This is a genomic window from Dermatophilaceae bacterium Sec6.4, from assembly GCA_039636865.1.
Taxonomy (GTDB): domain Bacteria; phylum Actinomycetota; class Actinomycetes; order Actinomycetales; family Dermatophilaceae; genus Allobranchiibius.
The window spans coordinates 3,508,019-3,529,186 of sequence record CP144172.1 but is presented as its reverse complement, the minus strand read 5'-3'; the positions used below and the strand labels follow the sequence as shown (position 1 = coordinate 3,529,186).

Annotated in this window: 18 protein-coding genes and 1 tRNA gene; 7 read left to right on the top strand and 12 right to left on the bottom strand. The window is 66.9% G+C overall.

The features are described 5' to 3' along the window. Positions 1-1,008, bottom strand: coding sequence for a TerC family protein (locus V3G39_16825; protein ID XAS76282.1), 1,008 nt, complete (start codon positions 1,006-1,008; stop codon positions 1-3). A gap of 293 nt (positions 1,009-1,301) precedes the next feature. On the opposite strand from V3G39_16825, the gene nhaA reads away from it, so the two are divergent. From nhaA to V3G39_16810, 3 genes are all read left to right on the top strand, one after another. After that, on the top strand, positions 1,302-2,519 hold the full coding sequence (gene nhaA / locus V3G39_16820; protein XAS76281.1) for a Na+/H+ antiporter NhaA: 1,218 nt from the start codon (positions 1,302-1,304) through the stop codon (positions 2,517-2,519). A 108-nt stretch (positions 2,520-2,627) separates the two neighbouring features. After that, positions 2,628-4,628, top strand: coding sequence for a KUP/HAK/KT family potassium transporter (locus V3G39_16815; protein ID XAS76280.1), 2,001 nt, complete (start codon positions 2,628-2,630; stop codon positions 4,626-4,628). Positions 4,629-4,663: 35 nt separating this feature from the next. Next, positions 4,664-6,190 (top strand): amidase, encoded by a 1,527-nt coding sequence (locus V3G39_16810; GenBank protein XAS76279.1) that lies wholly within the window; start codon positions 4,664-4,666, stop codon positions 6,188-6,190. Positions 6,191-6,261: 71 nt separating this feature from the next. Here the strand turns inward: V3G39_16810 and V3G39_16805 are convergent, their stop codons facing one another. Further along, the gene (locus V3G39_16805) at positions 6,262-7,416 is read right to left on the bottom strand and encodes a cellulase family glycosylhydrolase (protein ID XAS76278.1); all 1,155 of its coding nucleotides are present in this window, start codon (positions 7,414-7,416) and stop codon (positions 6,262-6,264) included. Between the two features lie 189 nt (positions 7,417-7,605). On the opposite strand from V3G39_16805, the gene V3G39_16800 reads away from it, so the two are divergent. Continuing rightward, positions 7,606-7,890, top strand: a complete 285-nt coding sequence (locus tag V3G39_16800) for a type II toxin-antitoxin system prevent-host-death family antitoxin (protein XAS76277.1) — start codon at positions 7,606-7,608, stop codon at positions 7,888-7,890. 75 nt (positions 7,891-7,965) lie between these two features. Here V3G39_16800 and V3G39_16795 read toward each other — a convergent pair whose 3' ends face one another. The 3 genes from V3G39_16795 to V3G39_16785 all read right to left on the bottom strand — a co-directional run bounded on the left by V3G39_16795 (position 7,966) and on the right by V3G39_16785 (position 9,991). Next, complete coding sequence (locus tag V3G39_16795) at positions 7,966-8,232, bottom strand: hypothetical protein (protein XAS76276.1); 267 nt, start codon at positions 8,230-8,232, stop codon at positions 7,966-7,968. Between the two features lie 26 nt (positions 8,233-8,258). Beyond that, the gene (gene ilvA / locus V3G39_16790; protein ID XAS76275.1) at positions 8,259-9,485 is read right to left on the bottom strand and encodes a threonine ammonia-lyase; all 1,227 of its coding nucleotides are present in this window, start codon (positions 9,483-9,485) and stop codon (positions 8,259-8,261) included. Between the two features lie 430 nt (positions 9,486-9,915). Beyond that, positions 9,916-9,991 (bottom strand) — tRNA-Arg (locus V3G39_16785). 165 nt (positions 9,992-10,156) lie between these two features. On the opposite strand from V3G39_16785, the gene V3G39_16780 reads away from it, so the two are divergent. Next, complete coding sequence (locus tag V3G39_16780; GenBank protein ID XAS76274.1) at positions 10,157-10,678, top strand: hypothetical protein; 522 nt, start codon at positions 10,157-10,159, stop codon at positions 10,676-10,678. Between the two features lie 15 nt (positions 10,679-10,693). Here V3G39_16780 and V3G39_16775 read toward each other — a convergent pair whose 3' ends face one another. Continuing rightward, the gene (locus V3G39_16775) at positions 10,694-12,010 is read right to left on the bottom strand and encodes an AI-2E family transporter (GenBank protein XAS76273.1); all 1,317 of its coding nucleotides are present in this window, start codon (positions 12,008-12,010) and stop codon (positions 10,694-10,696) included. Between the two features lie 314 nt (positions 12,011-12,324). On the opposite strand from V3G39_16775, the gene V3G39_16770 reads away from it, so the two are divergent. Together V3G39_16770 and V3G39_16765 are read left to right on the top strand one after the other, a co-directional pair. Then, the gene (locus V3G39_16770) at positions 12,325-16,086 is read left to right on the top strand and encodes an AAA family ATPase (GenBank protein XAS76272.1); all 3,762 of its coding nucleotides are present in this window, start codon (positions 12,325-12,327) and stop codon (positions 16,084-16,086) included. Positions 16,087-16,108: 22 nt separating this feature from the next. Further along, positions 16,109-16,297, top strand: coding sequence for a hypothetical protein (locus tag V3G39_16765; GenBank protein XAS76271.1), 189 nt, complete (start codon positions 16,109-16,111; stop codon positions 16,295-16,297). 29 nt (positions 16,298-16,326) lie between these two features. On the opposite strand, the gene V3G39_16760 is transcribed toward V3G39_16765, so the two are convergent. From V3G39_16760 to V3G39_16735, 6 genes are all read right to left on the bottom strand, one after another. Then, positions 16,327-16,692, bottom strand: a complete 366-nt coding sequence (locus V3G39_16760) for an MscL family protein (GenBank protein ID XAS76270.1) — start codon at positions 16,690-16,692, stop codon at positions 16,327-16,329. Between the two features lie 98 nt (positions 16,693-16,790). Continuing rightward, a complete protein-coding gene (locus V3G39_16755; GenBank protein XAS76269.1) occupies positions 16,791-17,468 on the bottom strand; it encodes an SAF domain-containing protein in 678 nt (225 codons plus the stop codon). Then, a complete protein-coding gene (locus V3G39_16750; protein XAS76268.1) occupies positions 17,465-18,295 on the bottom strand; it encodes an S-methyl-5'-thioadenosine phosphorylase in 831 nt (276 codons plus the stop codon). Before V3G39_16750 ends, V3G39_16755 begins: the two co-directional genes overlap by 4 nt. A gap of 100 nt (positions 18,296-18,395) precedes the next feature. Continuing rightward, entirely contained in the window at positions 18,396-18,845 is a 450-nt protein-coding gene (locus V3G39_16745) for an FmdB family zinc ribbon protein (GenBank protein ID XAS76267.1), read from the bottom strand. A 69-nt stretch (positions 18,846-18,914) separates the two neighbouring features. After that, entirely contained in the window at positions 18,915-20,459 is a 1,545-nt protein-coding gene (locus tag V3G39_16740; protein ID XAS76266.1) for a potassium/proton antiporter, read from the bottom strand. A gap of 89 nt (positions 20,460-20,548) precedes the next feature. After that, the gene (locus tag V3G39_16735; protein ID XAS76265.1) at positions 20,549-21,082 is read right to left on the bottom strand and encodes a 5-formyltetrahydrofolate cyclo-ligase; all 534 of its coding nucleotides are present in this window, start codon (positions 21,080-21,082) and stop codon (positions 20,549-20,551) included. Positions 21,083-21,168: the final 86 nt, after the last annotated feature.

The window sequence follows — 21,168 nt, the reverse complement described above, 5'->3', positions numbered from 1 at the left end:
TTAGACGCGGTCCTTGGAGGGCTGCTCATCGATGAGGTCCTGGCTGCCCTGCTCATCGGTCCCAGGCTCTGGTTCCGGTGCGGGCACCTTCAGGCTGAGCAGGATAGAGGCCGCCAGCACCACGATGATGACCGCGAGGCTGAGCAGGGACGGGATCTCCGGGATGGAGGTGCTGATGACCTTGTGGCTGGCCTGCAGGATGAGCTTGAAGCCGATGAAGGCTAGGATGATGGCCAGGCCCTTGGACAGGTAGTGGAACCGCTCGAGCAGACCCGAGAGCAGGAAGTACAGGGCCCGCAGCCCGAGGATGGCGAAGGCGTTGCTGGAGTAGACGATGAACGGGTCGTCGCTGACGGCCAGGACCGCGGGAACGCTGTCGACGGCGAAGACCAGGTCGGCGGCTTCGATGGCGACGACCACCGCGAGCAGTGGGGTGGCGACGCGCTTACCGGCTTCCTTGAGGAAGAACTTCGTGCCGGCGTACTCATCGCGGACCGGGATGATCTTGCGTAGGAGGCGTACCGCGAAGCTGGTGCTGGGGTCGAAGCTCTCCTCTTCGTCTTTCATCAGTTTGTAAGCGCTGTAGAGCAGGATCGCGGCGAACACGAACAGGACGGCGGTGAACTTGCTGACGATGGCGATACCGGCGGCGAGGAAGATTCCGCGGAAGACCAGCGCGCCGATCACGCCGTAGAACAGCACCCGGTGCTGGTAGGCCCGCGGCACCTTGAAGTACCCGAAGATCAACGCGAACACGAACAGGTTGTCGACCGACAGGCTCTTCTCCAGTAGCCAGGCGGTGGTGAACTCAACCCCGGCAGTCGTGCCCAGGGTGAATGTGACGAAAACTGCGAATACCAGTGACAGCCCTACCCACAGGGCGCTCCACCAGGCGGCTTCTTTGAAGCCGATGACGTGCGCACCGCGGTGCGCCAACAGGTCGATCAGCAGCATGATCGCGATCACGGCCGCGAAGGCGGCCCAGGCCCACAGGGGAACAGTCAACATGGCAACTCCAGGAATCAGGATGGCAACCCGTGCGGTCGCCGCTGTTTCAAGTGTGGAGTGCAAGGACAACGCAGGTAAGGCGGTATTACGGACAACATATGGCCTTATTTCTGCCGGGTTAAGGCAATACAACGATAGGAGATCAGGCTGCTTGATGTGGTCGTCCTCAAGGGAACGCACCCGGTGTATCTCGGTTGGCCGTAGTAGTTTGGCGGCGGGTGATGAGACATCGACGACTGCTGTTTGCCGTCCACCCGCGGGGCAGATGACGGGGCACAAGCCAGGAGACACCGATGACCGAGCCCGATCCGATGCTGCAACGCAAAGTGCTGGACCCGCTATGGGAGTTCCTGCACGACGAGGCCGCCGGCGGGATCGTGCTGGTGCTGGCGGCGGTGGTCGCCGTCATCTGGGCCAACAGCTCGTTCTCGGGCAGTTACGAATCGCTGTGGGGTTTCCGGCTCACCCTCGGTCGGGGGTCGCTGTCGGTCACCGAGGACCTGCAGCACTGGGTCAACGACGGATTGATGGCGATCTTCTTTTTCGTCGTGGGGTTGGAGATCAAACGAGAACTCGTGATCGGTGAGTTGCGCGATCGGCGGGCGGCAGTGCTACCAGCGGTCGCTGCCGTGGGCGGGGTTGTCCTGCCGGCTCTCATCTTCGTCGCGTTGGCGCGCGGAGAAGCCAGCAGCGGGTGGGGAATCCCAATGGCCACCGACATTGCTTTCGCGGTCGGGGTCCTGGCCCTGTTGGGAAGCCGGGTACCCGCCGGCGCCAAACTGCTGCTGCTGACCATTGCGATCGTGGACGACATCATTGCGATCACGGTCATCGCGATCTTCTACTCGGGAGGGGTGTCCATCGGGTGGCTTGCCGCGAGTGTGGCCGGACTGCTCATCGTTGTGGGGTTGCGAAGAATGGGCGTCCACGCGATTTGGCCCTACGTGGTGGTGGGAGTCGGGGTGTGGTTGGCGACGTTGGAGTCCGGGGTACACGCCACGATCGCCGGTGTCGCTCTGGGCCTGCTGACCCCGGCCGGAAAGGTCAGCGGCCGCGACGTGTTGTCCACCTTGGAACACCGCTTGCACCCCTACTCCGCCTTTGCCATCGTCCCCTTGTTCGCGCTGGCCAACGCAGGCGTCGATTTTCGCGGCGGACTTCTGGGGCAGGCAACGAGTAACTCGTTGACGTGGGCAATCGCCGCCGGGCTGCTGCTCGGCAAGATCATCGGTATCAGCGCGGCGGTGGGGATCTGCGTCCGCACCGGACTGGGCCGCCTGCCCGACGGGGTCCAGGCGGTGCACGTGGTCGGGGTTGCCGCCGTAGCGGGCATCGGTTTCACCGTGTCGTTGTTCATTGCCGAGCTTGCGTACGACCAGGACGAACTGGTGCAGACTGCGAAGGTGGGAATCTTCTTCGGCTCGATCGCCGCTGCAGTACTCGGCGCGGCCATTCTGCTGATCGTGGGCCGACGGCAATCCGCGTCGTCCGTCAGCATGCAGAACAACTGACCTCTACACCTTTGATGCCCACCAGATCGGCGTACCGTCCCACCCTGGGCCACGAGACCCACACCTCCCATCGTTCTTTCATCTATCAGGTTTAAGGTCCCGCGCAACGTGAGCAATTCCAGTGAAGAACGCGATACCGAAGCACCAGCGACGGATTCGGCGGTCACCGAGGCGACTGCAGCGGAGAAGTCCGGGCCCACGGGTGGTGCCGGTCAGCAACACGGGCCTGCCGCTGCGGTGGCGCTCGCCGCACTCGGCGTGGTGTTCGGTGATATCGGCACCAGCCCGCTGTACTCGATGCAGACGGTATTCTCCCTCGACAACGGCCTGGTCAAGCCCACCGAGGCCGACGTCTACGGCGTCATATCGCTGATCGTCTGGTCGATCACGCTGATCGTCTCGATCAAGTACATCGCGATCCTGATGCGTGCTGACAACGAGGGTGAGGGCGGCGTGATGGCACTGGCTGCGCTGTCGCAACGGGTGATGACCTCGAAGTCGCCCAAGCGGGTAGCGGCTGCCGTCGTCCTGGCCATGCTCGGTGCCAGCCTGTTCTTCGGCGACTCGGTGATCACGCCCGCGATTTCGGTGCTGTCCTCCGTGGAGGGTCTGCAGGTCGCCCAGCCGGGTCTGGGGCACCTGGTGCTGCCGATCGCCCTGGTCATTCTGACCTTGCTCTTCCTCGCGCAACGCTGGGGGACCGGCAAGGTGGGCTCGGCGTTCGGGCCGATCATGTTGATCTGGTTCGGGGTCATCGGGGCCATCGGTCTGGTGTCGGTGTTGCGGACCCCAGGGGTTGTCCGCGGATTGCTGCCGACCTATGCGCTGGTGTTCATCGGGGACCACCCCTACCTCGCGTTCGTCGCGATGGGGGCGGTGGTGTTGTGCATCACCGGTGCGGAGGCGCTGTACGCCGACATGGGTCACTTCGGGCGGCCGGCGATTGCCCGGGCGTGGTTCTTCGTGGTGTTTCCGTGCCTGACGCTGAACTATCTGGGCCAGGCCGCCCAGATCCTCGCCGATCCGAAGTCGGCCGCCAACCCGTTCTTCCTGCAGATCACCGAGTGGGCGCGCTTCCCCGTTGTCATCCTCGCGACGGCGGCGACCGTCATTGCCTCGCAGGCAGTCATCACCGGGTCGTTCTCGATCGCCCGGCAAGCCAGCAGCCTGGGTCTGCTGCCCTCGCTGACGGTGCGGCAGACCTCGGACAAGTCGGCGGGGCAGGTCTACCTACCGGCGATCAACACCATGTTGTACATCGGTGTCGTGGTCCTGGTGGTGCTCTTCCGCTCCTCGCAGCGTCTTGCGACGGCGTACGGAATTGCCGTCACCGGAGCCCTCGTGGTCGACACCACGCTGATGCTGATCGTGGCGCGGGCCTTGTGGCGTTGGCCCGCGTGGAAACTGATCAGCGCCGGGGTGATCTTCGGCGGCGTCGAGGCGATCTTCCTGTTCGGCAACTTGACCAAGGTGCTGCACGGAGGCTGGTTGCCGCTGGCGATCGCCGCATCCCTGTTCCTGGTGATGACCAGTTGGCGCAAGGGCCGCGACCTGGTCACGGCGAAGCGAACGGCGAAGGAGGGTCTGCTCGCGGACTTCGTGGCCGAGGTGCACGCCAAGGGTCTGCCGCGCGTGCCCGGCACGGCCATCTTTCCCAACCCGTCCAAGGTCAACACACCACTGGCGATGCGGGCCAACGTCGACCACAACGGCATCCTGCACGAGCAGGTGGTCATCGTCTCGGTCGAGCGGCACGGCGTACCGCATATAGACGGTCCGGAGCGGTTGGAGCTCGATCACCTCGGCAGCACGGAGGACGGCATCGCGCACCTGACCATGCACATCGGATTCTCCGACCGCCCCGACATTCCGGCGGCCCTTCTCGCTGCCTCGGAGAAGCTGTTGCCAGGGTGCGGTATCGCGTTCGACCCGAACAACGCCACCTATTTCCTGTCCCGGGCATCGATCCAACGCACGAACGCGCCCGGCATGCCCGGATGGCGCAAGGCGCTGTTCATGGCGATGGCGCACAACGCTGCGGACCCGGCGCGTTACTTCAACCTGCCGGTGGAGAATACGGTCACGTTGGGCTTCCCCATCAACCTGTGAGCCCGGGCGGCGAGGTCGACCCCTACACTCTGGCGATGGACCTGAGCGAGTACCTCACCTGTGACGCAACGACTCTGGCCGGTCTGGTCGCCGAGAAGGAGATCACCGCTGTAGAGCTGCTCGCGCTGGCCCGGCAACGCTGCGACGAGGTCAACCCATCGCTCAACGCGGTGGTCACCCCGCTGACGCAGGTCGCTGACGCCCGGGCGGTTGACCCGGAGTTGGCAGGGCCCTTTGCGGGGGTTCCGTTCCTGATCAAGGATCTTGGGCAGGAGTACGCCGGTTTCGCAACGTCCAACGGCTCGCGTGCGCTGGCGGGTGACATCGCTGAACGCCATTCCCTGGTGACCCAGCGTTTCCTGGACGCGGGACTGGTCATCTTCGGTAAGACGAACACACCGGAGTTCGGCGCGAAGGCGATCACCGAGCCCGAGCTGTGGGGCGCTGCGCGTAATCCGTGGAATCTCACCCGTACCCCGGGCGGTTCTTCCGGTGGGTCCGGCGCGGCGGTCGCTGCGGGCATCGTGCCGGCTGCCGGAGCCAACGACGGTGGTGGCTCGGTGCGAATACCCGCGGCCTGCAACGGTCTGGTCGGGCTGAAGACCTCTCGCGGGATCGGGCCGTACGGTCCGCAGACCGGCGAGTCACTGCTGGGGATGTCGACCCAGGGCGTCGTCTCGCGGACCGTCCGGGACAGCGCCGCCCTGCTGGACGCCATCATCGGCGGCGATCAGGGCGCCGGGTACGACGCGGCGCTACCGCCGGTGCCGTTCGCCGACCTGATCACCCGGCCACCGGGCACCCTGCGGATCGGTTACTCCTGCTCGTCCGCGATCAACGCCCACCCCGACCGTGAGGCGGTCACCGCGGTGCAAACCGCTGCCGAGCTGCTCACCGAGTTGGGACACGAGGTGCAGGAGGTGGCGCCGCCGCACAACGACGAGGCGCTGGCGCGGGACTTCCTGACCATCTGGTTCGCCCAGCTCTACGGCCAGGTCGCCGAGATCAAACGGAGGTTGAGCGCTCCGGACAGTCAGTTCGAGGCCGACACCCTGGCATGCGCCGAGCTCGGCCGGGCGGCCGGGATGCTCCCGCTGCTGCGCTCGCTGGCGAACACCAACGACTACATCCAGTCCCTAGCGGCGTTCCATCAGAGTTACGACCTGCTGCTGACCCCGACGCTGGCAAAGCCGCCTGTCGAGGTGGGTGCCCTGGGGACACCCAATCGGCTTCAGAGCGCCGCGCGGGTCGTCGCGAAAGTGCGGGCCGGCAAGCTGCTCGCGGCAACGGGCGTGCTCGACCAGATGATCGCGGACAACCTCGGCTGGGTGCCCTACACCCAGCTCGCGAACCTGACCGGACGACCTGCGATCAGCGTGCCGCTGCACTGGACCGACACCGGCCTGCCACTAGGTGTGCAATTTGTCGGACGCCTCGGCGGCGACGGGTTACTGCTCCAACTTGCCGCGCAGCTCGAAGAGGCCCAACCGTGGTCGCACCGTTACGCCCAACTCGACAAAGCGCTGGTTGCATCCGCGACGTCGCCGGCGCGTACTGCGTAGGAAGCGGGCGTTCGGCGTTCAATCGTCGGACGGTCCGGCATGTGCAGGTGCGGATCGCTGCGTCGTGCGGGTCAGCGTGGGGTGAGGGCCTTCATAGCTGCCAAAGCAGGTTTGGGGGTCAGGTTCTTCCGGAGCAGACCAAAATGGTCCTCGTGAGCGTTGCCGGTGCTCTGATCGGAGTCACGGAACCAGAACATGGCCTTCACGTACGGGTACTTTCGAGCCGTGATCTCGACGGCCTGGGTCAGGTAGGCGGCTTGCGTCTGCTCACTGACCCCGGTGTTCCACGGCTTGGCGTTGGCGGGTTGGGCCGATGACCAGCCGAATTCGGTGAACCAGATCGGTTTGGCTCCGTCCCCGTGGGCGACCATCACGTTGTGTACCGCCGGCGTGTGGGTCAGATTCCAGACGTTTCCGTCGTCGGGGGTCGACGGCGGGGCTTTGGACGGGCCTTGGAACGGATGGGTGCCCAGCACGTCGAAACAGCCGTGCGCGCCCGCGGCGTAAGCGCGTTTGAGCCACCCGTCGTCGTTGTACATGAGGCCACCGAACACGACCGGGCTGTTGGGATCGGCCTTTTTGACGGCGGGGTAGGTGTCACACAGCAGTCGCGTGTAGGTGGCAGGATTTGCTCCGACGAAGTAGCCGTTGAAGTTCGGTTCGTTCCAGATTTCCCAGGCATCCACGCTGGACTTCCAACGATTCGCGGCCCATCCAGCGGCTGCGGCGAACTGGCGGGGGTCACGGGGCGGGGCGTCGACGTTGTCCGATCCGTTTGCCCACTTCGGGGCCTGCCAGAAGGTGACCAGGATCTTGAAGCCCTTGGCCCGAGCCTGGGCCAGCACATGGTCGATGAAGGGGACCCCCCACTGCATGTCGTAACCGCCCGGGTGGGGCTGCAATGTCGCCCAGCTGACGTCGATGCGCACCCACTTGACTCCTGCTGCGGAGAGTCGGTCGAGCACCCGACCGCGGGCCGCATCGTCGTAGATGCTCCAGGTGCCGTTGTACTGGACGCCCAGCGTCGGCAGCTCCGAGACCGGTACGGGCGGGCTGGCGGTGGGTGTTGGGAAGAACGAATCACCGGCGGGGAGTTTGGCATCCTGAGCCGCTGCGGTTTTCGCGCTCTCCTGCGATGAGGGCGAGGATGCGCTCTCGTTGTGCGCGGCACACGAGCACAGCAGGGTTGCCGCAGCGAGCGCCGCGCCAAGGCGGCGGGCGATCACACCGCTGCGTCGACCTGACGTCTTACGCGGCGGTGTTGAGTGAAGCGCTTGCACGTCCTACCCTTCCAGCCGGATCGACTCCCACAGTTGGGTAGACGATAAGAACCCGGTCCGGTGCGTTGCTTGTTATTGGTGCCGCGACTCGGGAGGACGGCCTTTTGGATATCCGAACTATACAACACGTAAACTTTGTGGCTGACTATTCGAGCTGGTGGGTACTCCTGGGAACAGCGACGCAGCGTAGGGCTATTGAGGCAGAAAGGCGGGGCACCTAACGCTGTTGTCGATGACCGTGAGGAAGTCGTCATCACGAGGGCAGGGCATGACCCGGTGGTGATCGTGTCCCTTGACGACTGCGAGGCGTTGAAGGAGTCGGCGTATCTCCTGCGAAGCCCGGCCAATGCTCGGCGTCTGCTGGAGTCCATAGGTCGCCTCGAAAACGATGACGGCGTGGAACGAGAACTGATCGAGTGAAGCTGATCTGGGATAAGGGCGCCTGGGTTGACTACCTGTGGTGGCAGGGCCATGACCGAAAGATACTCAGGCGCATCAGCATTTTGCTTCAGACATCGGCAGGAACGGTAATGACGGCATCGGCAAGCCGGAGCCACCCTGCGGAGATCTGTCTAGCTCGGTATAGGAAAGAAAACCGTCGATGACCTGCTCGACCGGCCGCACGTACTGCTTGGACCAGGTCGATTTGGTTCGCTGGAGCGGCGATCCCTTAAGAGCGGTACGGAAGATCGACCGCTCACGGAACGTCAGCCCGGCCCGACCGATCCCGTCCAGGCACGCCATCGGCCCGAACCGCCTCACTTACGTGTTCTGGTCGGGTCGGATACTCAGTCCTGGTGGTCGGGGGTCATCACCGCGACCTGGTACCCGTGTTCGCGCAGTCTGGCGACCAGGTCGTGGCTGTGGGAGGCGCCGCGGGTCTCTACGGTGGTCTCGATCTCGACCTCGCCGAGTGCGAGGGTGCCGGTGAGGCGGGAATGTGCGACGTCGATGACGTTGCCACCTGCGGCGCCGAGGGTGCTCAGCAACGCAGCGAGGCAACCGGGCCGGTCGGGCACGGTGACCTGGAGCGACAGGTAGCGACCCGCTGCCGACAGCCCGTGTTGCATCACCTGGGCCAGCAGCAGTGGATCGATGTTGCCGCCGGACAGCACCGCGCACACCGGCCCGTCCAGGTGCAGATCGAGGTCGAGTAGCGCCGCCACTGCCGCGGCCCCCGCGGGCTCGACGACCATCTTCGAGCGCTCCAGGCACAGCAGCAGGGCACGTGAGAGTGCGTCCTCGCTGACAGTGACGATCTGGTCGACCAGCGCTTCGACGTGGGCGTAGGTGATCGGGCTCGGCGCGCCCACCGCGATCCCGTCGGCCATGGTGGACATCTCGCGCAAGGTCACGGGATGGCCGGCTACAAGCGACGCGGGCCAGGCAGCAGCTGCCTCGGCCTGTACCCCGATGATGCGCACCCCCGGCCGGTGTGCGCGGGCCGCCGCCGCGATACCCGCCAGCAGCCCCCCGCCGCCGGTGCAGACCAGCACGGTGGCCACTTTGGGGAGCTGTTGAACGATTTCCAGCCCACAGGTGCCTTGACCGGCGATGACGTCGAGGTGGTCGAACGGATGGATGAACACTGCCCCGGTGCGCTCGGCATACGTCATCGCCGCTGCGATGGAATCCTCCAGGACGGCCCCTTCCAGATACACCTGCGCGCCGTAGGCGCGGGTAGCGGCGAGCTTGGGCAGCGATGCCCCGGCGGGCATGAATACAGTGGCGCCGATACCGAGCAGTTGGGCGGCCAAGGCCACGCCCTGCGCGTGGTTGCCTGCACTTGCTGCGACGACGCCCTGGGCCCGTTCGTCCGCAGAGAGTGCGTGCAATCGTGTGTAGGCGCCGCGAATCTTGAATGAACCGGTGCGCTGCAGGTTCTCGCACTTGAGGTGCACGGGTACTCCTGTGTGTTCCGTCAGCACCCGGGAGGGCAGTACCGGGGTGCGCCGCACCACGGGCTCCAGCAACTGCGCCGCCGCGGCAATCCGTTCCGCACCCACAAGCTCCATACGCAGATCATGCCAGCCGGAATGGTGGGAACTCATCTGACTCAGGCAGCGCGACGAAGAGAATTGGGAGGATTCGGCGCCGTCGAGGCACCTTGAAAAAATCGTCGCACGGCAGGTCGTAGCGGAACTCCGAACGGAATGTGCGGTGGGTATGAGCCGGGCGATCGAATCCTCCGGGCTTCGTTATAGGCAACAGTCGCGCGCGGTCCTCGTCATCATGGCCTCGCGGTGCGCTTTCGCGCTTCGAGCTTCCCACCACCCGCCGATCACCGCAGGAAAGATTCCGGAGTACGGGCGAGGGAGGCCTACACGTCACTCACGAAACTCGGAGCCCGCCAGATGTCGTCAAACCTTCGTAGTCCCGTCTGGGTTCCACCCAAGACGGCGTAGCTCCGGGATCTTTCGCAGGCCTCTGACCTGGGCAAGCGTGTGGTGCCCCCGGCATGATTCGAACATGCGACACCCGCTTTAGGAGAGCGGTGCTCTATCCCCTGAGCTACGAGGGCGGGGCAGATCGGCCACTCTACCGGGCGGTTCGAACCTGCCGATCAGGGAGCGAGCCAGATCCCTGCCCCTGCCCGCCCCAGAAGCACCGTGGTGCACAGTGGGAGGCTGTAACCATGCGGCACGTCGGGCGTTTCAGCGGTTCGAATGGGCGGCGTTGACCCGTCATGGCGCAGATCACCGACGCGATGCTGGCCGAGCTCACTGACGACGAACGCCGCGCCTTGATGCTCCGCTTGGAGGGGTCGGCAAGACGGGAGGGGCCGATGCGAATCGACCTACCCCAGTCGCGTCGAGTGCTGATCAGTCGCCGGTGGTTCCTGCGAATCCTTGCAGGCTGCTGCGTGCTGCTGGTGCCGTGGATCGCGGTGCTGGCGGTGATGTTGCCGCGTGAATACGTCGCCGGGCATTGGCGACTGACCTGGACCGGTTTCGACCTCGCGCTGCTCGCCGCGCTGTGCTGGGCGGCCTGGACGCTCTGGCGACGCCGCCCGATCGCTATCGCCGCGACCGTTGCCGCCGCGACGCTGCTTCTGACCGATGCCTGGTTCGACGTGACGACCTCTGCAGGCGGCAGCGACCTGGTCACCAGCGCCCTGACCGCCGTGCTGATCGAGATCCCGTTGGCAGCTGCCCTGCTGTTGGTCTCTCGGCGGGTGCGTCGCGCGGTCACCCGCGTCTACAGCTGACCGGCAACGAACGCATCAGTGACGTCGCAAGCGCTGCATCAAGGTCCGGGTCGACTCACCAATGTCCTCCGCGTACGCCTCAGTGGCGAGCCGGATGCCGTGTTGCTCACCTTCCTCGGCCGCCATCACGCCCTCGGGAGTGATGGGCTCCAGCTGCTCCGCATGCACGTCGCCGGTGCGTAGGTCGATCTGCTCATTGGTGTAACGGATCAACACGGTGAGCGTTGCGGCCACGGGCACGGCCAGGAATGCTCCGGTAATTCCAAAAGCTTCGCCGCCGAACGCCACCGACACCAGCACCACGCCGGGGTGCAACTCCATCGAGCGGCTCTGGAAGATCGGCGACAGGATGTGCCCCTCCAGCTGCTGCACGAGCACGATGACCGCCAACAGGATCAGTGCCTTGGTCAGCCCGACGGTCACCAGCGCGACCAGCACGGCGAGCACCCCGGCGACGAAAGCGCCCACGATGGGGATGAAACCGCCGAAGAACGTCAGCACGATCAGGGGCAACGCCAACGGCACGCCCAGCACCCAGAGGCCGACGCCGATACACATCGCGTCGATTGCACTGACGATCGCCTGCGCCCGGATGAAGCCGCCGAGCGTGCTGTAGGACCGGGCGAGCGCCTCGGTCAGATGGGCGCCGGCCCCACGCCCGGCCATTCTGCGCACCAGCGGCAGGAAGCGGGGGCCGTCCTTGATGAAGAAGAACGTGAGGATCAGCGCGACCAGGAAGGTGACGATGAGGTGGGTGGCCACGGTCGCGCCGGACACCACGCCATTGGTGATCTGGTCGCCGCTGGCCTGCAGTTTGCTGGTGACTGCCTCCACTGCGCCGTTCAGTTGTTTGGAGCTGAAGTTGAACGGATCCTGTTCCAGGCGCATCTGAAGGTCTTTCACACCGGCGATGGCTTTGGTCGTCAGCGTCGGCCACTGTGAGTTGACGTTCGCACCGATGAGCGTGAATATCCCGCCGATGACCGCGAATGTCCCCAGCATGGTGCCGGCCGCCGCGAGAGCCGGGGGTAGCCCGTGCTTGCGTAACCACCGTGCGGGTGGCCAGAGCACCGTGGAGACGATCAGGGCCAGAACGACCGGCAGGATCGCGCTCCAGAAAATGCCCAACAGGGTGAGCACGGCCCATACGCCGGCGAAGATAACCAGCATCCGCAGCGACCAACTCGCCGTCCACCGCAAACCCTGCGAGATGACCTGGGAGCGGTCCAGGCCGATGTTGGGGGAGCGGTCCAGAGCATCCTGGCGCGACTCGGTCGTGCCAATCTGCACGTTCGGCATCTCCAAGGACGCCGGGCCGGGCCTCTTGGTCATCGGTGTCCCTCTCGTCGTGGCGTACGGCGGTTCGCGGTCCAGCCAAGCAGGTCCAGGCGCACATTAGGTCATGCGCAGCCGCCGATCGTCGGCCAGCAGCAGTAAGCGCTGTCTACGAATGGGTAACCTGGCGTCGTTCCGGCTGGGGACAACGATGACACGGACGCAGGCCGATCCGCGCGCAACACCCGGCGGCGCCGATCGACAGGCCCCGTATCCGGCATCGGCAGCCGGCGACCTCACCGGCGTTCCCTCGGCGTCCACCCTGAGCGCGGCTGAGCCGTGCGGCGGTCGAGCCCGGATAACCTTGCACGGTGACAGAGGTGGAGACAGGCGAGCGTGGCCCAGCCGACGAATCCGCTTCCAGCGAGATCGTTGCCGTCGCCGTGGCGGGGTGGCAACGGCAGCTCGTGGCGATCGGGGGACCCAACTCGCTGTTGTGGGCCGGCGGCAGTGACGAAGCCCTGCGGCTGGACCTGACCGCCGCTCACCCGGCCGGACTGGCGCGACTGCTGTCCTCCGGCACGGTGCGTCTCTCGCAGCTGTTCCGCGAACCCGCCGCGCGCGAACGGGTGCTCAGCCAGGCCCAGCAGCTGCAACAACTCGCCGACCGGTTGTTCGACGATTACGGCCTCTCCTGCTGCTACCTGGCCTCCGGGACCGCGAGCTGGCCCTGGCGGGGTGTCGACCGCACCCCGCACGCCCCGGTGCTCCTGCGGCCGTGCTCCCTGCGGTCAGTTGCCGGTGACCTGCAACTGACCATGTCCGACCGGCTCGAGGTCAACCCGGTACTGACGGCCACCTTGCGTGAGTTCGGTGTCGAGGTCGATGAAGACGCGGTACTGCGGGCAGTCAGTGGTGACACCGACGTCATACCCCGGGCGGCGTACGGCGTTTTGCGGCAGGCCTGCGCTCAGGTCCTGGACCTGCACATCGAGCCGCACCTGACGGTCGGGGTCTACAGCGATTTCAAACTCCCACTCGTGCGCGATCTACCCGGTCAGGCGGACACCATCGGGCACGCCGAAATCGTCGCTGCCCTGGCCGGTGAGCCGGAGGCAATCGCAGCTGTCAGCGCGGTGCCGCCGGAGTACGCCGAGCGCAACCCCGCGGATGAGTGGCTGGCCGTCGACCTGGACAGCGCGCAGCAGGACATCGTCGATGCTGTACTCGCCGGAGCGGATCTATGTGTGGTGGGGGCCGCGGGCACCGGCAAGACCCACACGATCGCCAGCCTCATCGCCGCGATGGCCGGCGCCGGGCGCCGGGTCCTGTTGGTCGCGCAGTCCCGTGGCTCGATCGAGGCCGTCCAGGCGCACCTCGCGACCGAGGGACTCGCCGATGTGCTGCTCGATCTGGGCTCTGACTGCGCCCCGGAACAGACGCTGGACGAGCTGCGTCAGGTGCTGCGGTCCGCCGAGGGTGTCACGGAGCAGGTGCCCGTTGCCGACCTGGACGTCCAGGCGCTGCGCGGGCGGGTGCAGCAGCACTGGACGCTGATGCACGAGCCGCTGACATCGTGGGGCGTCACGTTGGACGAAGCCCAGGAGCGGCTGACGCGCCTGAGCAAGCGGACGCCGCCGCCGCGTTCGCGGGTCCGACTGCACGGACCGCAGCTCACCGCTATCGACCTCGAGCGTCGCCGCGAGCTGCAGGAGCAGCTGTCGACGGTGGTCGCGGACGGAGTCTGGACCACGACAGGCGCCGTCGATGCGTGGTATGGCGCCCGATTGGTCGGAGCGAGTCAGGCCGACCGGGCCGGCGACCTCGTGCAGCGACTCGCGCACGACGAACTGCCCGCCCAACGCCGTCGGTGGCAGGAGCTGTGCACCCATCTCGGGTTGTCCGTCCCGAGCGCCGTGACCGCGCAGGAGCAGCTCTTGGAGCTGCTGCGGCAGGTGCACCAGAGCCTGGAGATCTTCACCCCTCAGATTTTCGACGCGCCGCTGGACGACATGGTGTTGGCGACCGCTGCCCGCAAGGACCGCAGCACCGGCGAACACCGCATCGGCGCCATGGAGCGGCGGCGCCTGGAACGCGCTGCGCGTGCACTGCTTCGCCCGGGACCACCTCCACGGGACCTGCACACGGCACTGGTCCGGGCCCGCACCCAGCGGCAGGACTGGCGGGAAGCGGCAGGTGCCGGCGCCCGACCGGCTACCCGCGCGGGGGTGCCGGAACTGGCGCGGCACACCGAAGCGCTGCGCGAGGACCTGGAGTGGCTGGGCGAACGGTTGGCCGAGACGCCCGACGGTGGTGATCTGCTGCAGCTGGACTGCGATCGGTTGCAGGAGCGCATGACGCTGCTTGCGTCCCAACCCGAACGACGCGTCGCGGCAACGCAGTCCCTGCAGGCGGTGGACCGGCTGCGTGGATTCGGCCTCGGTCCGCTGCTCATCGATCTGGCCTCGCGGCGGGTGGAAGCGCGCGAAGCCGCTCAGGAACTGGAGTTCGTGTGGTGGGCCTCGATCGTCGATCACGTCGTGGCGACCGAACAGACCTATGACGGCTCGACGGGTGAGCAGGTGCGCGGAGTCGCGAGCGCGTACGTCGCTGCCGATGCTCGCCACCTCAGTCTGAGCGCCGCCCGGTTGCGCGCCCGGATCGCGGTGCAGCGGGCGACGGCCGAGCGGGAACTGCCCGAGCAGGTCGGTGCGCTGCAACGGCATGCGGGTTCGGTAGGACAACTGCTGCCGCAGGCGACCGAATTACTGACGGCGCTCGCGCCCTGCTGGGCAATGTCCCCGCTCGCCGTGCCCGCGCACCTTCCCGCCGGGCTCTGGTTCGACGCCGTGATCATCGACGACGCGTCCTCAGTGAGGTTGGCCGACGCAATTCCCGCGCTGTCCAGAGGGTCGCAGGCAGTGGTGTTCGGCGACCCGGAGGGAGCCTCTCCCGCACGTTTCCCGCTCGGTGAGACGTCCCCCGCAGCTGACGTGCTGCTGGATCACGCCCAGCAGCTCTTCCCGCTGCGCACCCTCGGCACGCACTACCGGTCACTGGACGAACGCCTTTTCGCGTTTGCCGGTGCCCGGGTGTACGGGCACCAGATCGGCACGTTCCCCGCAGCGGATCAAACCGGGGGGGTGCGGCTGGACGTCCTCAGTGAGGCGCGGTACGAGCAGGGCACCTCTGCCGCGGAGGTCGACCAGGTCGTGCAGGTGCTGCGTGAGCAGTTGCAGACGCGACCGCAGGAGAGCGTCGCGGTCATCTCCTTCGACCAAGGGCACGCAGCTCAGATTCTTGCCCGGGTGCGGGCGCTCGCGGTGGAGGATGCGGGCCTGGCGGCGCTGCTGCCCGACCCCAGGTTCGTGATGACCGCAGATCGGGCGATCGGGATCGAGCGGGATGCCGTGATCGTCGCGGTCGGATTCGGCAGAGACGAACGCGGCCGGGTCCCTGCCCGCCTCGGCGCCGTCAGCGAACCCGGTGGCGAGCGCCTGGTGACCGTCGCCATGACCAGGGCGCGGCGCCGGATCGTCGTCGTATCGGGGCTGTCCGGAGACGATCTGGACCCTTCGTCGCTACGGTCACGCGGTGCGATGCTGCTGCGCGACTACCTGTTGTACGCGGCGTCCGGCGGTTCGGGACGTCGCATCTCGCGGACGGCTGGTGTCGCACCGGTCGGCGCCACCCCGGCGCGCCGCCGGCGGACGGCGTCGACAGGCAGCGTGTTGGACCGGCCTGAGCCCGGTGAGGCGGTCGTCGAGGTGTCTCCGGCAATAGCGGACCTCGCGCGGCGTCTCGGCGCAGAAGGCCTCACGGTCCACACCGGACACGGCCTCGGTGACCCGCGCATCGACCTCGTGGTCGAGGACCCGAGACGTCGTGGTGATCTGCTGGTCGCGATCGAGAGCGACGGCGCGGTTTACGGATCGTTGCGCTACGCACGCGACCGCGAACGGATCAGGCCGGCTCAGTTACGGGCCCGCGGATGGACCTACGAACGAGTGCTGACCAGAGATCTGTTCCGCGACCCGGCCAAGGAGGTAGCGCGGCTGATCCGGGTCGTGCAGGCCGCCTCGATACGCCGCAATGCCATGCCGGCCCTGTCCCCGACGCAACACCATGACTGAGCATCGTCGCCGGTCGCGACGGGTGACGCGTCCTGGCACGGCGACGATCGGGCAGGGCGCGCCGGACCTGTCTGCTCAGGTTCAGGGCGTCGAAGCGGGGTACCAGGCGGACACCCACAGGTCGCCGGTCGGCGGAAACCCGACTGCTGGGGATTCCGCCGACCGCGAGGAGCAGTGGTGGCGCGAGCAGCGGCCACCACACTGGGAGTAAGAGCGCGAACTCCTGCTCAGATACGCCGATCAGTTGTGCGGGCGGGCCTTCAGCTCGTCGCGGATCTGGGCCAGGATGTCGAGTTCTGTCGGGTCGGACTCGGTGTCCACGTTCTTCTCGCGCATTTCACGGTACTTGTTGTAGGGCAAGACAACGACGAAGTACACAACTGCGGAGATTGTCAGGAACGAGATCAGGGCGGTGAGGAATCCGCCGACGGGGATACCGCTCGGCTTGTAGCTCGAGAAATCCTGAGCTCCTCCGACCTTGCCGACAATGGCCAGCAGGATCTCAACGGTCGCCTTGACAAGTGCGGCGAATGCCGCGGCAACGACGAAGGCGACGGCCAGCTCGATCAGGTTGCCGCGCAGAATGAAATCTTTGAAACCCTTCACCAGGACTCCTTAGTTGATGAGTAGACAAGGAGGACCGTACAGCCTGGGACAAGCCGGCTACGACGTTCGTCGACTGCCGAGATTTCGGGCAGCGCACATCATGTTGCGGGTCGCAGAACGACCGCGATGCCCGCCCCCGAGGTACGCGACACCATGGTGGCCGACGCGATCCGCGCCGCGGTGCCTGCGGGGACACTGACCCACAGGGTGCCCGCGGTCCGCGTCGAGGCGCCGAACCCGCCACCGGCGGTTCCAGGGCTGACCAGCACGACGGGCAGGTTCGTCCCCAGCGGACCCTGCGCGCCGATCAGATCGACGTGGTCGCCGGCGCGCACCAGCTCGGTCACGGCCGGGTCCACCGACGACACCGATGCCACGACATTGCCGTCGGCAACCCCCGGCCAGCGCCGGGAGACCGCCACCCGCGAGGACGTGATGGGCTCACCCGCGTCGATGCCCGCGACGGTGAGCGAGCCCTGCGCAGACGCGGGGGTGAGCGCTCCCTTCAACCGGGCAATGCGCGGCCAGGAGACCGACCGCAGGTCGGCGGAGACGATGCGATGACCCGCCGGGAGGTCGCGCGCCGCGACCAGCATCGATTCGGCGGCATCCGCCGGGGGCCGTACCGCGGTCCAGAGCAGTGATCCGCAGATCAGCAGCAGAATTGCGCTGAGCACCCGCCGGGCGCGGGCCCGGTGCCACTGGGCGGCGCGGCCGACGCCGCGCCACGCGGGTGGCAGCACCCGGTGCAGTCGGGCGCCGGCGCCGTCCCTCATGGCAATTCGAAGGGCAATGACAAGCCGTCCAGGGATCGACGGCAACCGCAGGTGGCATCGGCGTCGGGGACGGGATCGGGCAATTTCGCGACGGTGTCCTTCAACAGCGACTTCAGAGCCTCGATGTTGCGCTCGAAGACTTTCAGGACAGCCTGGTGGCTGACCGCCTCGTCGGAGTCGACACCGGCGTCGAGGTCGGTGACCAGGCACACGGTGGTAAAGCACATCGCCAGCTCGCGGGCGATCGCTGCCTCCGGCATACCGGTCATGCCGACCACGCTCCAGCCGGCGCTCTGGTGCCACAACGATTCAGCGCGGGTGGAGAAGCGCGGGCCGTTGATCACGACCATGGTGCCGCCGTCGATGAGATCCAGGCCGGGTGCGTCGGACGCCAGGACAGCGGCCCGACCCTGCGGGCAGTACGGGTCGGCGAGGCTGACGTGCACCACCGTGCCCGGCGCGTCGTAGACCGTCTGCTCGCGTCCGTAGGTGCGGTCCACGACCTGGTCGGGCACGACGACCGTGCTGGGGCCCTGCTCGCGGATCAGCGACCCGACCGCACAGGGCGCCAGGACCTGACGGACCCCGACCGAGCGCAGTGCCCACAGGTTTGCCCGGTAGTTGAGGCGGTGCGGCGGGTAGGTGTGGCCCTGGCCGTGCCGGGCCAGGAACGCCACCCGGCGCCCGGCCACCTCACCGATCACGATGTCGTCGGTCGGATCGCCGAAGGGGGTGGTCACCTTGACGCGCTCGGTCTGCTCCAGGAAGGAGTAGAAACCCGAACCGCCGATGACCCCGATGTCCGCAGGAGTTGCCGCTGTCTTCATGGCAGCACGCTATCCAGCATGGGTGCGCACGGGCGGACCCGGTCGACGCCTTGGGGATACCGGCCGGCCTGTCGCAGGGGCTGTGGACAGCCTCAGGCGGTCAGGAGCCCGATGCGCCCGAGGATGAGGAACCGGACGTGCCGCCGGTCGACGCGCCGGAGGAAGCCGGCTGCTTCGAGCCCGTCCCGGCCGATCCTGAATCGCCGGTCTTGGCGGGAGAACTTGACCCACTCGTCGCCGAGGAGTCCTTGGATCCCGAACCGGCGTTCGAGCTGCCCGATGCGGGCGAGTCCTTCGAGCCGGAGTCACTGGATGACGATGCCGCGCCTGAGGTGCTCGACCCGGCTGCTGCCGTCTTCTTCTTCTTGTCGGCGTCACGGCTGTCGTTGCGGTAGAAACCGGATCCCTTGAAGACCACACCGACCGAGCCCCACACCTTGCGGAGGCGACCGTCGCAGTTCGGGCAGACGCTCAGCGCGTCGTCGGTGAAGGCCTGGGCGATGTCGAAGGCGTGACCGCAGTCCTTGCACGCATATGAGTAGGTGGGCACGACTGCACAGTCTAGGACGCGGGCAGGCGCGCGCCCACATCCGCACCGCCCTCGTCCTGAGTCACTGCACTAGTGCGGTTCGGACGGGCGTCGTCGCCACTCCGCGAGTCGGCCGCCTGCACTGACGGTGCGGATACGTCGCACAGCGTGTGCCCGCGTGGCAGCCGTAGTCACCAGCAACAACTGATCGCCGTGCCGCAACGCGTCGCGGCGGCCCGGCACGAAGCTGGCGTTGTCGCGCACGATCATGGTCAGGTTCGCCCCGGGGGGTAGGCGCAGCTCGTGCACCTCCACGCCGTGCAGGCGCGAGTGCGGGCCGACCCGTACCTGCAGCATCTCCGCGTGCAGCTCCTCCAGCGCGGTGGACTCGACCTGCACGTCCAACGCCTGGCTGTCGACGATCAGACCCAGATAGCGGGCCAGGGCGGGCAGGGTCGGCGCCTGCAGCAATGTGAAGACGACCACCAGCACGAAGACGAGATCGAAGATCCACTCGGTGCGGGGCGTGCCGACTGTCAACGGCACGGTGGCCAGCACCACGGGCACGGCGCCACGCAACCCCGCCCAGGACAAGAACACCTGCTCGCGCCAACGGAATCCGAACCACGACATGCTGGCCAGGATCGACAGCGGGCGGGCGACCAGGAGCAGGACCAGGCCGATGACCAACGCGGGGAGGAACTGCTTCTCCAGGCGCGAGGGTGAAGCGAGCAGGCCGAGCAGCACGAAGAGACCGATCTGGGCCAGCCATCCGAGTGCCTGCCCGAAGCCCAGCGTCGCCGACCGGTGCGGTAGGTCCAGATTGCCCAGCACCAGCGCTGTCAGGTAGCAGGCGATGAAACCGCTGGTATGCACGAGCGTGGCACCGGCGTAGGACAGCACGCAGATTGCGACGACACCGATCGAGAACAACCCGGAGGAGCCGACAGACGCCTTCTTGAACAGCGTGCCCAGGCCCCATCCGACGGCCACCCCGACCACGGCGCCGCCCACCAGTTCGACGACGGCAATCACCAGGACGACCCACCAGGGGCTGCTGTCCGCGCCGGGGGTGGCGGCGTGCGCCAGCGCGACGACGATCAGCACCACGGGAGCGTCGTTGAAGCCGGACTCGGCTTCCAGGACCCCGGTCAGCCGTGCGGGCAGCGGGACGTTGCGTAGGACGGAGAAGACGGCCGCAGCATCGGTGGAGGACACGATCGCGCCGAGCAGTAACCCGATCTGCCACGGCAGGTCCAGTAGGAAATGCGCGGCGACTGCGATGACCGAGATCGAGACGAGCACTCCGACGGTGGACAGCACCGCAGCGGGCGCCACCGAGCGTTTGATGGTCGACCATCGTGTGCTCAGCCCGCCCTCGGTGAGGATGAGGATCAGCGCCGAGTAGCCGAGAACCTGGGTCAGTCTCGGGTTCTCGAAGTTGATGCCAAGGCCCGCTTCGCCGATCGCAGCACCGATCGCGAGGTAGAGCAGCAGGGTGGGCAACCCCGAACGGGTCGCGAGGCGCACGGCGGCGATCGAGACCAGCAGCACGACCGAACCCACCATGAGCGCCACGGCCAGGTCGTCGGTGCCGAAGCTGCCCGCCACTGCAGAAACCCCGGAAGCGAACATGGCGCCTCCTAACGCTGCGAGCGCGCCATTCTGTCAGGTCGCTGGGTGTGGGTGCTGCGGTGTTCAGGACTCGGATCGGTGGGGGGACCTCAGTCGAACCGGGTGATACCGCGCCCGGGCGTGATCACGGCATCGACGCCGAGATCGTGCGGCTCGCTGGGCACCGCGGCCACGAGCTCGTCGTCGTAGACGAGGGCGACGACGAGCGAGTCCTGCGCGCGTCGGGCCAGCGCCCGGTCATAGCTGCCGCCGCCCTGCCCGAGACGTTGTCCGGAGCGGTCGATGGCCAGTGCAGGCACCACCAGCACAGTGGCGTGTGCGATGTTTTCCGGGCCGTGAGTTGTGCCGTCCTCCCATGCAAGGTCGTTGTCCGCCAACAACATCGGCAGCATCACCGTCCAGCCCAGCGCGCGCAGCAGCTGGAGACAGGCCTCGGTGGGCGGCTCGGTGGGCAGTGCGGTGTATGCCGCCACGTGGCCGATCGCCATCCCGCCCAGGAGCGTGCCCAGGTGTTCAGCGATGGACTGCCCATCGACCTCTCGCGCGGCGGCTGGCCGGGCCCGGCGACCCGCACGGATCAGCGCCCGCGCGGCGACTTTCTGATCCGGGATCTCGCGCCACATGCACCACATTCTGCCTACGATCGACCGGCACCGTCGGCCGCCTGCTCTGGCGCCCCGATCAACGCAACCTCACTGTCATCGGTAAC

Excerpts from the sequence above, each read along its gene's own strand:
- V3G39_16755 (XAS76269.1), bottom strand. The coding sequence starts at position 17,468 with ATGAGGGACGGCGCCGGCGCCCGACTGCACCGGGTGCTGCCACCCGCG.
- V3G39_16825 (XAS76282.1), bottom strand. The coding sequence starts at position 1,008 with ATGTTGACTGTTCCCCTGTGGGCCTGGGCCGCCTTCGCGGCCGTGATC.
- V3G39_16750 (XAS76268.1), bottom strand. The coding sequence starts at position 18,295 with ATGAAGACAGCGGCAACTCCTGCGGACATCGGGGTCATCGGCGGTTCG.
- nhaA (XAS76281.1), top strand. The coding sequence starts at position 1,302 with ATGACCGAGCCCGATCCGATGCTGCAACGCAAAGTGCTGGACCCGCTA.
- V3G39_16775 (XAS76273.1), bottom strand. The coding sequence starts at position 12,010 with ATGACCAAGAGGCCCGGCCCGGCGTCCTTGGAGATGCCGAACGTGCAG.
- V3G39_16735 (XAS76265.1), bottom strand. The coding sequence starts at position 21,082 with ATGTGGCGCGAGATCCCGGATCAGAAAGTCGCCGCGCGGGCGCTGATC.
- V3G39_16810 (XAS76279.1), top strand. The coding sequence starts at position 4,664 with ATGGACCTGAGCGAGTACCTCACCTGTGACGCAACGACTCTGGCCGGT.
- V3G39_16780 (XAS76274.1), top strand. The coding sequence starts at position 10,157 with ATGGCGCAGATCACCGACGCGATGCTGGCCGAGCTCACTGACGACGAA.
- ilvA (XAS76275.1), bottom strand. The coding sequence starts at position 9,485 with ATGGAGCTTGTGGGTGCGGAACGGATTGCCGCGGCGGCGCAGTTGCTG.
- V3G39_16740 (XAS76266.1), bottom strand. The coding sequence starts at position 20,459 with ATGTTCGCTTCCGGGGTTTCTGCAGTGGCGGGCAGCTTCGGCACCGAC.